This is a genomic window from Bifidobacterium vansinderenii (assembly GCF_002234915.1).
In the GTDB taxonomy this organism is placed as follows: Bacteria; Actinomycetota; Actinomycetes; order Actinomycetales; family Bifidobacteriaceae; genus Galliscardovia; species Galliscardovia vansinderenii.
Window position 1 is genome coordinate 1 of the sequence record NZ_NEWD01000030.1, and the last position, 12,318, is coordinate 12,318.

Annotated in this window: 10 protein-coding genes; 5 read left to right on the forward strand and 5 right to left on the reverse strand. The window is 64.1% G+C overall.

Annotated elements, in window-relative coordinates; translation table 11 throughout:
* Positions 1 to 533: 533 nt before the first annotated feature.
* The 3 genes from Tam10B_RS10120 (at position 534) to Tam10B_RS10130 (ending at position 2,678) form a co-directional block, all read left to right on the forward strand.
* Positions 534 to 836 (forward strand): hypothetical protein, encoded by a 303-nt coding sequence (locus tag Tam10B_RS10120; RefSeq protein WP_093961129.1) that lies wholly within the window; start codon positions 534 to 536, stop codon positions 834 to 836.
* Entirely contained in the window at positions 833 to 1,141 is a 309-nt protein-coding gene (locus Tam10B_RS10125) for a hypothetical protein (RefSeq protein WP_093961130.1), read from the forward strand. Before Tam10B_RS10120 ends, Tam10B_RS10125 begins: the two co-directional genes overlap by 4 nt.
* Positions 1,142 to 1,304: 163 nt before the next feature.
* On the forward strand, positions 1,305 to 2,678 hold the full coding sequence (locus Tam10B_RS10130) for an MATE family efflux transporter (protein ID WP_093961131.1): 1,374 nt from the start codon (positions 1,305 to 1,307) through the stop codon (positions 2,676 to 2,678).
* Between the two features lie 273 nt (positions 2,679 to 2,951).
* Here Tam10B_RS10130 and Tam10B_RS10135 read toward each other — a convergent pair whose 3' ends face one another.
* The 5 genes from Tam10B_RS10135 to Tam10B_RS10155 form a co-directional block, all read right to left on the reverse strand.
* Entirely contained in the window at positions 2,952 to 4,796 is a 1,845-nt protein-coding gene (locus tag Tam10B_RS10135) for a [protein-PII] uridylyltransferase family protein (RefSeq protein ID WP_093961132.1), read from the reverse strand.
* A 459-nt stretch (positions 4,797 to 5,255) separates the two neighbouring features.
* The gene (locus Tam10B_RS10140; protein WP_093961133.1) at positions 5,256 to 5,594 is read right to left on the reverse strand and encodes a P-II family nitrogen regulator; all 339 of its coding nucleotides are present in this window, start codon (positions 5,592 to 5,594) and stop codon (positions 5,256 to 5,258) included.
* A gap of 1 nt (position 5,595) precedes the next feature.
* Positions 5,596 to 6,888 carry an ammonium transporter gene (locus Tam10B_RS10145; protein WP_093961134.1) on the reverse strand — a complete coding sequence of 431 codons (1,293 nt, stop codon included), beginning with the start codon at positions 6,886 to 6,888 and terminating at the stop codon, positions 5,596 to 5,598.
* A gap of 444 nt (positions 6,889 to 7,332) precedes the next feature.
* Positions 7,333 to 8,670, reverse strand: coding sequence for a signal recognition particle-docking protein FtsY (gene ftsY, locus Tam10B_RS10150; RefSeq protein WP_233133695.1), 1,338 nt, complete (start codon positions 8,668 to 8,670; stop codon positions 7,333 to 7,335).
* A gap of 612 nt (positions 8,671 to 9,282) precedes the next feature.
* Complete coding sequence (locus tag Tam10B_RS10155; RefSeq protein ID WP_143248634.1) at positions 9,283 to 9,597, reverse strand: hypothetical protein; 315 nt, start codon at positions 9,595 to 9,597, stop codon at positions 9,283 to 9,285.
* A 311-nt stretch (positions 9,598 to 9,908) separates the two neighbouring features.
* On the opposite strand from Tam10B_RS10155, the gene Tam10B_RS10160 reads away from it, so the two are divergent.
* On the forward strand, positions 9,909 to 10,619 hold the full coding sequence (locus Tam10B_RS10160; RefSeq protein WP_093961136.1) for a TetR/AcrR family transcriptional regulator: 711 nt from the start codon (positions 9,909 to 9,911) through the stop codon (positions 10,617 to 10,619).
* A 630-nt stretch (positions 10,620 to 11,249) separates the two neighbouring features.
* Positions 11,250 to 12,302 (forward strand): alpha/beta fold hydrolase, encoded by a 1,053-nt coding sequence (locus Tam10B_RS10165; RefSeq protein ID WP_093961137.1) that lies wholly within the window; start codon positions 11,250 to 11,252, stop codon positions 12,300 to 12,302.
* Positions 12,303 to 12,318: the final 16 nt, after the last annotated feature.

A 12,318-nucleotide genomic window follows, 5' to 3' on the forward strand; every position in this document is an offset into this window, starting at 1 on the left:
GTGGGCCTGGCCGGCGTGGATCCGGAGACCGCGGTGAACGAGGCCGAGAACCCGGAGCCGCAGGCCCCGGCCGAGCCCTCCCCCACCACCATCGATCCCGAGATCCTGTAAGGAGCAGGTTCACACGCTTTGGCTCCCCTTTTCGGAGGGGAGCCTATGTATGGGCTCTGTGTTCTGTTTACCATGGCGTAACTTTGATCGAACGTAATCCCCAGCTCTGCACGTACTTATCCACTATCTGTGGATAGAAATTCGGAGTTATCCACATTTTGGGCGTGTCTCAGTGGATAATCCACTCACTTTTCCACATCATGGGGATAACTATGTGGAAAACATGGGGATAAATCAGCGCGCTTCATCGTCGAAGTTGCCAACATCCAAATTTATGATATAGATCACATCTCACTCAAATCGAACATTTTCCATGTTCGATTTTCGGCGTTTCTCACGTTCGACCACATTGGCCGGTTTTCTTCCATCCACATCGACATCTCCGTAGAGTCACGATCACCGACAACCAATGGAGGTGATCAATGCACTACGACAACGCCGGGAACACACTTCCGGAAGAACCCGACGAGCCACTGATCCTCCCGTCCGCATTCAAGCATGGCGTATCGGAAAACGATATCCTGCATGCTTGGCGAATGGCACGAGGACCAGTGGACGTCAACTATCATCGAGACCCACCCACCTATATGTACGTAGGGCCGGGAGTTTCGGGAGCAGTCTGGTATGAAATCGGAACCGCATCCCGCGCCGGCTATGATCAGGAGCTAATAGTCCACGCCATGAAGGCGCGAAAGAGCTACCTCAGAAAGGAGGGGCTGCGATGAGATTCAACGAACTCCCCAAAGACGAACAGGACGCGCTCGCTTCCTACGGTTACGAAATCGCAGCCGAAATGGAAGCCAAAACCGAACCAGACGAAGGAGATCCGACGCTCGATCCGCGTTGGGATCCGACTCGGGAGCTTCGCCGACTTGGTTCCCAACGCCGTGAACTCGATCGCGAGATCGAACGCATCGTTGCGGCGAGCAGACATCGTGGGCAATCCTGGACTACCATCGGCAACGCTCTCGGGGTCACCGCCGAAGCCGCACGTCGGCGATACGAGCCTCAGCGACTTCAGGAGGCCTGATCGGCAACCCGGCTCCCCATTCAGCCCCAGCCCGACGCCTCTTCCCGGTCCCGGACGAATATGGAAATGTACAAAATGACCGCATCCAACCGGGACCGGTAATACCATGGGCGGAGCACGTTTGCGTGGGTGAGTTTGCGAGTCTGTGAGTCGGGAGGGGATTATGGGGCAGGAACAGGACGAACTCGACGAGCGGGGAGGCCGGACCGAACAGGCCGAGAGGGGCGGAACCGCGCGAAAGCTGGCTGCGCTGGCCATTCCCACGTTCGGGCAGCTGATCGCCGAGCCCACGTTCATTCTGATCGACACGGCCATCGTGGGGCATATCGGCGACGCCTCGCTGGCAGGACTTTCGATCGGATCCACCATCATCCTCACGGCCGTGGGCCTGTGCATATTCCTCGCCTACTCCACCACGGCGCAGGTGGCGCATCTGCTCGGCGCAGGCAGGCGGCGCGAGGGACTGCAGGCCGGCATTGACGGTCTCTGGCTCGCCCTGCTGATCGGAGCGGTGCTCGGAATCGGGCTCTTCACGTTCGCGGAACCCCTATGCTACGCGCTCGGGGGACGCGGCGCCGTGCTCGATCAGGCCGTCACCTACACCCGGGCCGTGGTACTCGGCGCTCCCGGCATGCTGCTCGTCTACGCGGCCAACGGCATCTTCCGCGGCCTGCAGAAAGTGCGCATCACGCTGATCGCGGCGGTGAGCGGCGCCGTGGTGAACACGCTGCTCGAGGTGCTGTTCGTGCTCGTGTTCGGCTGGGGTATCGCCGGCTCCGGTGCGGCAACGCTGATCGCGCAATGGTTCATGGGGCTGTTCCTGGTGGTGCCGGCCGTGCTCTGGGCGCGCGCCGACGGCGTAACCCTGCGGCCACAGATCGCCGGCATCATGGCGGCCGGCGGCGACGGACTGCCGCTATTCATCCGCACGCTCGCCATCCGCGCGGCCATGGTGATGACCGTGGCGAGCGCCGCACGCATGGGCACGCACGTGCTGGCGGGATTCCAGGCGGTGAACTCCTCGTGGAACTTCGCCATGAACATGCTTGATTCCGTGGGCATCGCGGGTCAGACGCTGGTGGGCGCGGCGCTTGGAGCCCGCGACTGGAAGCGTGCCCGGGCCCTGACCCGAAGCACCGGGCGCGCCGGAGCCGTGGTGGGTCTTGGCGTGGGCGTCGCGTTCGCCGTGGTGGGTCTGGCCGCCGGGCATTTCTTCTCCCCGAACCCCGAGATCCAGCTGCTCACCGCCGTGGGCATGATCACCATGGGCGTGTTCTTCCCGCTGCAGGGGTGGATGATGGCGCTCGACGGCATTCTGATCGGCGCGCGTGACTTCAGGTATCTGGCCGCCACCTGCACGCTCACCGCCGTGGTGTACATCGCGGTGCTCGGTGTGCTTGTGGCGTTCGGCATTCCGCTGATTCCGGGCGATGTGGCGCGCACGGCGACGCTGTGGCTCGCGTTCAACGTGGTGCTCATGGGCGGCAGGGGTCTGGCCAACGGGCTCAGGGCCCGGTCGGACGCCTGGATGCGGTGAGGCGCGGGAGCCCACATTCGACGCACTCTTGGTTTGGGAATGTAAAGAGTGCGGCGAATGTGAGGTCTGAAAATGGCGAGAAATATAGGGTTCTAGGCACAGGAGGCCGCGCACTCTTCATTGGTCTTGGCAAAGAGTGCGCGGTGGCAGCCCTCCCCTCAGTCCGCCATGCGGCGGACAGCTCCCCTCCCTGAGAGGGGAGCCAGAGGGGTTAGGGCGCCAGCGGGAGGGTTTGGACTCCCGACAAGAGACCGAAGGGACGGAGGCGCCCGGTCACGCCTTGGCGCGCACGGCGGCGGCGCGGGCGGCGGAATACATGGCGCCCACCAGGGCGGCACGCCACTTGGACCAGCCATACTTCTTGGTGATGGTCTCCCCCGCCGTCGCGCCCAGCGACGAGCCGTCGGCTCGCGTCAGGTCGAACAGCATGTCGAGCATGATCGGATCGTTGCCCAGTCGCGCGGCCAGCTCGCTCACCGCGGCATCGTCGTCCGGGCTCTTGCCTGACGCGAAATCGGACAGGGTCAGATGCTCACGCACCAGCGTGGTCGCCATGTCGATCTGCTCCTGCGGGAAGCCCATGCGCTTCATGATCACCGGCACATGACGTGCACCCTCGGCCGCATGATCGGTGATGCGCGGACGCTTGCCGATGTCGTGCAGAATGCCAGCCATGAGCAGCACCGTGTAATGCTCGTCGTCGTAGCGCTCGCCGGTGGGCGACGTACGCTCAAGCCGCGCGGTCACCTCGAGCATGTGCCGGTCGATGGTGTACCGGTGCGCGGCGGACACGGACGGACGGTTGCGAATGCCCAGCCATTCGGGGATCCAACGGCCCGGAATGTCAACGAAATCAAGCTCCTCCCACGTGCGCAGCAGCGCCGGACCGGTGGCGAGCAGCCGTACGAACGCGGCACGGCTGTCCGCGTCCCAGTCGCGGTCGTGGATCGGGCATCGCTTGAGGTTGGTGAGCGTGCCGGGGGCGATGGGCATGTCGTGTTCGGCTGCGGCTACGGCCACGCGCAGGGCGAGCGTGCCGTCCTTGCTCGGGTCGACGCCGGGGGCGAGCACCGCCTCGCCCTCGTGCCGCGCAACGTCGGGCGCGATCACGTCGAACGTCGGCGCCTCACGACGTCCGCCGCCACGCGGCTGGAAGATCTGGAAGAACGAGAATCGCGGCTGCTCGTGCGTGAGCGAATGCGCGGCGCGTGACGCCGTGGAGTCCAAGGCGAACGCGATGCGCCGGCCGTAGCGCGCAAGAATCGTCTGCATGTTCTCGATCGACTCGGCGGCGCGCTGATCCTCGTCGGGAATGGTCGGATCGCTCAGACCCATCATGCGCGCCACGTCCACCTGATAGGCAGGCAGCAGCAAATTCGTGTCCTTGTTCGCGGCCAGATGGATGCAGTCGCGCACGTCGAGCAGGTGTTCCACGGCGTCGTCGTAGCTGCCGTGCGGACGGTCGGCCAGCCATGACGTGGCGAGCGCGGAGACGAGTACGGTGTCGCGCAGTCCGCCGCGCGCCTCCTTGATGTCGGGCTGGTTCAGGTAGGGCAGTTGGCCGAAACGGTCGAAGCGCTGCTTGGCGGAGTCGGTGAGCTCGGGCAGGCGTTTGCGCGCGGCCTTGCGCCAGCGTTCGAGGATCGAGTCGGCGGTCCTGCGAATCAGTTCGGTGTCACCGGCCACGGGCAGCACGTCGAGCCAGCCCATGGCGGCGGGCAGGTCACTGTCGGTGACGGCCTCGCACTGCTGGCGCGTGCGTACGGAATGGTCGAGGTCGAGTCCGGAATCCCACAGCGGGTACCAGAGTTTGTCGGCGAGCGTGGTCACGTTGTGGTCGTTGATCGCGTGCGGATCGTAGATGATGACCAGGTCGAGGTCCGAGCAGGGGCCGATCTGCCGGCGGGCGAGCGAGCCGACGGCGGCGAGGCCTACGCCGTGGTCGGGCGCGTCGGAGCCCATGGATTCGAGGGCGTCGGCCCAGAGTTGTTTGAGTGATTCGAGGACGATCTCCACACGCTTGGCGCGTTTTGCGGCACCGTTTCGGTAGACGCCATCGTCGTCGGGCTGACTGACTGCCACCAGTCGTGTTTTGAGCCCATCAACCGCAGAAGCCAATTGTTCTCCTTAGAGGGTAGGGGTTGGAAGGTGTTTTTTGGGGTGGATTGGGATTGGAAGGTTTTAGGGATTTTAGGGACTGGAGCCCTCCCTCAGTCACGCTTGACGCGTGACAGCGTCCCGCAAGAATGGACGGCCTGTGGCCGGCCTTCCTTCTGGTTCGCCTGTCGGCTCACCTGAGTCCTAGAAACGCCGCTGGCATTTTCTTAACGGACTCAGCCTCCCTGGGAGGGAGCACGAAGGGGAAGGGGCGGGTCGCACAGGGGCGAGAAGCCGGGAGGGAGCATGCAGGAAGCGGGGCGGAAAGTCTGGCTGCGGGTATGAAAAATCCCCGTGGCGGGCGGGCCGTCACGGGGACTGTTTTCATCAATCAGAGCGGTTGTGGAAACCGTCCTGAAATCCTGATGCGGTCGAACGGATCGCCGTCAATGCGCGGTCGAATCCGTGCGGTCGAATCCGTCAGATCGCGGCGGAACCGGTCTCGCCGGTACGGACGCGGGTGACCGAGTCGAGCGGGGCGACCCAGATCTTGCCGTCGCCGATGGTGCCGGTGCCGGCGGCCTTGGCGATCACGTCGACCAGGGTTTCGGCGTCGGCGTCGTCGGACAGCACCTCGACGCGGATCTTCGGGATCAGGTCCACGGTGTACTCGGCGCCGCGGTAGATCTCGGTGTGGCCGCGCTGACGACCGTAGCCGTTGGCCTCGGAGACGGTCAGGCCGTGCACGCCTGCGGCGGCGAGCGCTTCCTTGACCTCGTCGAGCTTATGAGGCTGAATGATTGCGGTGATGAGCTTCATTTCACTTCACTCCCTTCAGGATGGAGCTGGCGGTACCAGCGAAATCGTAAGCACGCTCGCCCTGATCGGCCAAGTCGACGCCGCCGACTTCCTGAGCCTCGGTGACGCGCCAGCCGACGGTCTTCTCGAGGGCGAAGGAGATGATGGCGGTGAGCACGCCGGAGTAGAGGATGGCGACCAGTGCGATCACGATCTGCACGAGCAGCTGCTTGTAGTCGCCACCGGCGAACAGGCCGGTGCCCTGAGCGAAGAAGCCGACGAGGATGGTACCGGTGAGACCACCGACGCCGTGCACGCCGACCACATCGAGCGAGTCATCGTAGCCGAGCTTGAACTTCAGGCCAACGGCGAAGCAGCAGAGGATGCCGGCGATGAAGCCGAGCACCATGGCCCACAGCGGGGAGACCACATCGGCGGCCGGGGTGATGGCGACCAGGCCGGCGACCATACCGGAGGCGGCGCCCATGGCGGTGTAGTGGCCGGAGCGGATCTTCTCAGTGAACAGCCAGCCGAGCGTTGCGGCGGAGGTGGCGGCGGTGGTGGAGACCCAGGCGTAGCCGGCGGTGCCGTTGGCGGCGAAGGCGGAACCGGCGTTGAAGCCGAACCAGCCGAACCACAGCAGGAAGGCGCCGAGCATCACGAACGGAACGTTGTGCGGGCGGAACGGCTCCTTGGCGAAGCCCTTGCGCTTGCCGATGATCAGCACGGTAACGAGTGCGGCGACTGCGGCGTTGATGTGAACGACCGTACCACCTGCGAAATCATGGGCCTGGGCGCCGATGGCCTGGGAGATGGCGCCATCGGGGGACAGCAGACCGCCGTTCCACACCATGTGGGCCATCGGGGCGTACACGAACGTGATCCACAGGGCCACGAAGATCATCCAGGTGCTGAACTTGATGCGCTCGGCGAGTGCACCGGTGATCAGCGCGACGGTGATCATGGCGAACGTGACCTGGAACGCCACGTCGATGCTCGGCGGGTAGGCGGCGTCGGAACCGCCGTCAACGGAACCCCACACGCCGTCGGTGGCGACCATCGTGTCCTTCAGCAGGAATCCGGTGGCGGGATCGCCGAAGATTCCGCCGATGTCAGTGCCAGCGTATGCGATCGACCAGCCCCAGAACGTCCACACGACGCCGGTCACGGCCAGTGCCGCGGTGGACAGCATCAGCATGTTCAGCACGGCCTTGGCGCGAACCATGCCTCCGTAGAAGAACGCCACACCGGGCGTCATGAGGAAAACCAAGGACGCTGAAGTCAACATCCATGCTGCATTGCCTGCGTCACCCATGTCTACCTCCCTCTCTGCAGGTCGCCCGGCCCTGCACGCGCCGGGGATCCTGTCCGTTGTGGTCGGGATGCGCCCGACCGAAAGTAACCTTTTCCGGCTTTCGCGGTGTGGGAGTATGCGGTGCCGGTTGCGCGTTGTGCGCGCGTGCGGCATGCGACATACGGCCGTGAAAGCCAACGGTTGTATGAAACGACGCTTGGATTACCCGCGCAATTACATAGTGTTACGGAGGTGTTAACCGGGATGGGTTTCGTTACATAGGGTAAGGCTATGGGTTTGTGATGGGGCGTGGGCGCTTGGCATCTGCGTTGATGGCCGGATTGTGGGATGGGTGCTGTTTTTGGTCCACTATGCGAGAAGATTTGGTGTTTGGGGCGTCAAATTCCCGTTTTCGGGCTGATTTTCGGGAATTTAACGCCCCAAATTGCTTGCGGACGGCTCGCGCTAGCCGAGGATGCCGTCGACGAAGCCTTCGGGGTCGAACGGGGCCAGATCGTCGGGGCCTTCGCCGAGGCCGACGAGCTTGACGGGCACGCCCAGCGCCTTCTGCACGCTGATGACGATGCCGCCCTTGGCCGAGCCGTCGAGCTTGGTGAGCACGATGCCGGTGATGCCGATCACCTCGGCGAACACCTTGGCCTGGGTCATGCCGTTCTGACCGGTGGTGGCGTCGAGCACGAGCAGGACCTCCTCCACGGGCAGCGTCTTCTCGGTGACGCGGCGGATCTTGCCCAGCTCGTCCATCAGGTTCGACTTGTTCTGCAGACGGCCGGCGGTGTCGATGATGAGCACGTCGGCGTTCTGCTCCTTGGCCACCTTGGCGGCCTCGAACGCGACGGATGCCGGGTCGGCGCCGTCCTTGTCGCTGCGTACGACGGGCACGCCCACACGGCTGCCCCACGTCTCCAGCTGATCGGCAGCGGCCGCGCGGAACGTGTCGGCGGCGCCCATGACGACCTTCTTGTCCTCGGCCACGAAGAGTCGGGCGAGCTTGCCGGCGGTGGTGGTCTTGCCGGTGCCGTTCACTCCCACCATGATGATGACGGACGGGCCGGCGTCGGCCGGGCGGGGACGGGATGCGACGAGCGAACGATCCATGTCGCGGCCCACGAGGTCGAGCAGCTTCTCGCGCAGCATGGCGCGCACCGCTTCCGGGTTCTTCTCGCCGGTGATGCGGGCGTCCTTGCGCAGATCCTCGACCAGCTGCTCGCTGGCCTCCGCGCCCACGTCGGCGAGCAGGAGGGTGTCCTCCACATCCTCCCAGTCGGCCTCGGAGAGGTTGTCCTGGGTGAGGATGGAGAACAGGGCCTTGCCGAACGGGTTCGCGCTCTTGGCGAGACGTGCCTTCAGACGTTCGAAGCGGGATGCGGCCGGCTCCGGCTTGGGAGCGGCGGGTTTGGCGGGTTCCGGAGCGGGAGTCTGGGCTGCGGGCTCGGGTTCGGAGGCCTGAGCGGGCTCGGGCGCGGCCTGGGCTTCCGGCTCAGCCTGCTTCTCCTCAGGTGCCTCAGTCTCAGCTTCCGGCTTTTCCCCAGTGGCAGGCTGCTTGGCGGATTCAGAGCCCTTAGACGCCTCGGGCTCGGTCGTTTCGGCCTTGGGCTCAGACGGCGCAGGCGCGGACTCAGGCTCTGCAGCTTCGGCAGGAGTCTCTTCGGCAGCCGTCTTGGCGGCCGAGGCTTCGGACTCTTCTGCAGACTCTGCTTCAGGCTTGCTCTCAGCCTTCGCCTCAGTCTCGCCCTTCGTCTCGGCCGCAGCCTCCGGTTCGGTCGGCTGCGCCACCTTCACGGGCTGGGATTCGGGTTCGGTCTTGGATTCCGGTTCAACTGCGGTCTTGGATTCCTTGGCTTCCTCGACCGGCGATTCTTCACGGGCCTCGGCGGCGGATTTATCGGCCGCGGTCTTTTCCGCAGTTGCTGCGGTCTCAGGCTCCTCAGTCGGCTCCGACTCGACCTTCGCCGCCGGAACGGCCGGCGCCGCAACCTCGGTCGGCGTACCCGACTTCTTCTTCACTACCACGGCAACAATGGCCGCGATGACCACCACGGCGACAACGCCGAGAATGATCCACAATGTCATTTGATCCATGTCCCCACCCTAACATCGGCGGGAGAACCGGCCTCGGTCCGCCCCAGCCTTCCCTGCGAGAGGAAGGCTCATTGGCAAGCCGTTCAGGACTCGTAGCATCCCCAGCCTTCCCCTTGAGGGGAAGGTGGCAGCCGAAGGCTGACGGATGAGGTGGAACGCCGTCACAGACGGCAAACAACGATCGTCACAGACGATGCCGTGATCAACGAATCAGCATGCCCATGCCGTCGTTGTCGGGATCACGGTGTCCGTATTCAAAAAACACACCCACGCACGCAGACGGTCGTCGGACCGCCGCGCCACGCCAGGACGCTACGCGCGGGCCGAATCCTCGGCCTCGGGCTCGCCCTCATGCTCGTCGCGACGCATGCCACGCACCTCCACCACGGAGGAATGATTCACGTAGACCGGGGTCGCGGACGCGGCGCCGGAGGACGCCCCTCTTTTCGCATCGCCGGACGGCTGGAACGCCACCTTGGTACTCACCACGCGCGGCTTGTGCTCCTCGTTGTCCTTGTCGTAGCTGTAGAAGAAATCAGTACGGTGCGCATCCTGCCGGGCGTACCGCAGTACGGCCACGACGAGCGCGATGACAAGGACGATCCAGAACAGAAATACGAGGAGCATGGGCATAGGATTAATTCTCTCAGCAGCCACGACTTTTCCCCCGTCAACGACCATAATCATCGCCGATTGTCTACATCCCGAGACGGCCGGTCGGCGTACGCACGATCAACCGGCTCACACAACCCCAAACCTCTGACATCAGACCATTGTCAGCCCATATTTCATGACCGAACGGTAACCCCCTGCCGCAATCTCACAACCCCGTCCGTCACCCGGCTGATCGGCCAATCGATCGCCCCTCCGACCGTCGCCGGACGTCCCCGCGTCAAACCGGCGTGAAACACTAGATAACCATGAGCGGTACAGGCAGAATGACGGCATTGCAGAGGCGAGAACAGCTGATCGCAGTAGGACGCTCGCTGTTCGCGGCCAAGGGGTTCGAAGCGGTGAGCGTGGAGGAGATCGCCGCCACCGCCAAGGTAAGCAAGCCGATCGTATACGAGCATTTCGGCGGCAAGGAGGGCCTGTACGCCGTGGTGGTGGACCGCGAGATGCAGACGCTCACCGGCGCGATGATGGAAACGCTCGCCGAACCCGCGCAGGGCTCGCGACAGATCGTGGAGAACGCGGCCATGGCGTTCCTCAACTACATCGAGGAGCACACCGAAGGATTCCAGGTGCTCTCGCGCGACCGGCCGACCACCGACCCGTCCGGCTCGTTCAACTCCCTGCTCGGCGACGTGAGCGTGCGCGTGGAGGATCTGCTCGTGCGCGCGTTCAAGCGCCACAAGATCCCGGCCAAGGGCGTGCCCTACTACGCGCAGATGCTCGTGGGCCTCATGGTGTTCACCGGCCAGTACTGGGCCACGCACCGCAAGATGAGCAAGGAGCAGCTTGCCGCGTACATCGTGAACCTGGCGTGGAATGGCCTGTCCCGCATGGAGGCCAAGCCCGAACTGCGCTACGTGGGTGGCGGCGATCACGGCGACCATGGTGAACGACCGTCCGGCGGCGAGCGCCAGGATCGGTCCCACAGCGATACCGAGATCTCCCCGGATGGCAACGCCGATATCGCCGAATAATCCCGATATGGATTCCGGCATTTAGCAGATTCGCGAATGGCTGCGACCTGCGGGGGACTCTCTGTTACCGGGCGAAACCCTCTTCAGGCAATATGCCACCACGGTAACCTGTCGTCACGGTGATCATTCCCATGGAATGCATCCCGGTCGCCCGGGCAAACGCACAACCCCGTGGCCCTTTCATTCCTTAGTGTGATCACACTAAATAAGGTGGATGGTTTTAATAGGGCGTGGTTTTGCATGGGGGGGGGGGCGAAACTCCGTGGCTTGAGAGGAAAAGGCTGTGGGAGCGTGCGAAAGCCGCTGGCTACGTGGTGCTGAATGAGAGTCTATGTTCGGTTTTTGGGGTGAGTGGAAGCGTATGGGCGCGAGGCTCGCGGACGTGCGGTGCACAACTCGAAGATAGGGAAAATGGATCGTTGGAAAATCAACGGTCTGATATTGGTATCTTCGAGTTGTGCACCGGTGACCTCGGAGACCTTCCTCTCAGTCGCACACTTCCCCACGAAACCGCTCAGCATTCGCGCAAAACCGCACATCACCCGGCCCTGAAGTCCCTCGGCCGGAGAATTCACCATCCCCGTGGAATGAATCCGGTCGCGCTACAGCCTCCGCGATAGGCTCGGAGGCATGCAAGTGCAGTTGATCGACGACCGGCATTACGCCGAGACCATGAAGCAGACCGTGCTGCCCGCGCTGGCCGCATGCCGGCGGGAGGGGTGGATGGAGCCGGCGAACTCCAGACCCGCGGGACCGGTGCCCACGCCCGGCAAGCTGCACTACGTGTGCTATGACTCCGCCAAGTTCGACGCGATCCGTGAGCAGGGGGCCACGGCCACGTTCCGAGGCGCGGTCGTGATCTCGCACGGGTTCACCGAGTTCGCGGAGCGGTTCGCGGAACTCGCCTGGTACCTGCTGCTCGACGGGTTCAGCGTGTGCATCCTGGAGCATCGCGGCCACGGGTATTCGCCGCGCGATGTGGACGACGAGAGTCTGGTGTGGATCGACGACTGGCACCGGTACGTGGATGATCTGGCGAAGTTCTGCTCCACCATCGGCCAAGACTATGCGATCGAGGAGCCGCTGTACCTCTACGGTCATTCGATGGGCGGCGGCATCGCGGCGGCGCTGCTCGAGCAGTACCCGACCATCATCGACAAGGCCGTGCTCAGCGCGCCCATGATCGCGCTGCGCTCCGGCATGCCACTCTGGCTCGCGCCCACGGTGGCGGAGCTGGCCTGCGCGATCGGACTCGGCCAGCACGCGGCGCCCGGACAGAAGATGTTCAGCGAGAACTTCGACGAGGACTTCTACCGCACGGTGAGTCTGCCGCGCGCCCGCTGGGTGCATGATCTGCGGCTCGAGCATCCCGAATACCACACGAACGCGGCCACGTTCGGCTGGGTGCGCGAGGGACTGCGCATGTATAAGTCGATCGTGCGACGGTCGGCGTGCGAGCGCGTGGAGGCGCCGCTGCTGATCTTCCAGGCGGAGAACGACACGTACGTGCTGCCCAAGCCGCAGAATCGGTTCGCGGCGCAGGTACGGGCGGGCGGATGCCCGGTGCAGCTGGTGCGGCTCAAGGGATCGCGGCACGAGATGACCACCGAGCGCAATGAGATCATGCAGCAGTATGTGGGACGGATTCTCGACTTCCTGCACACGCCGCTGGCGGAGGAGTAGGCGGCGAATCGGAGCG

Coding starts and splice junctions, on each gene's coding strand:
- Tam10B_RS10120 (WP_093961129.1), top strand. CDS start 534: ATGCACTACGACAACGCCGGGAACACACTTCCGGAAGAACCCGACGAG.
- Tam10B_RS10125 (WP_093961130.1), top strand. CDS start 833: ATGAGATTCAACGAACTCCCCAAAGACGAACAGGACGCGCTCGCTTCC.
- Tam10B_RS10130 (WP_093961131.1), top strand. CDS start 1,305: ATGGGGCAGGAACAGGACGAACTCGACGAGCGGGGAGGCCGGACCGAA.
- Tam10B_RS10140 (WP_093961133.1), bottom strand. CDS start 5,594: ATGAAGCTCATCACCGCAATCATTCAGCCTCATAAGCTCGACGAGGTC.
- Tam10B_RS10145 (WP_093961134.1), bottom strand. CDS start 6,888: ATGGGTGACGCAGGCAATGCAGCATGGATGTTGACTTCAGCGTCCTTG.
- Tam10B_RS10155 (WP_143248634.1), bottom strand. CDS start 9,597: ATGCTCCTCGTATTTCTGTTCTGGATCGTCCTTGTCATCGCGCTCGTC.
- Tam10B_RS10160 (WP_093961136.1), top strand. CDS start 9,909: ATGACGGCATTGCAGAGGCGAGAACAGCTGATCGCAGTAGGACGCTCG.
- Tam10B_RS10165 (WP_093961137.1), top strand. CDS start 11,250: ATGCAAGTGCAGTTGATCGACGACCGGCATTACGCCGAGACCATGAAG.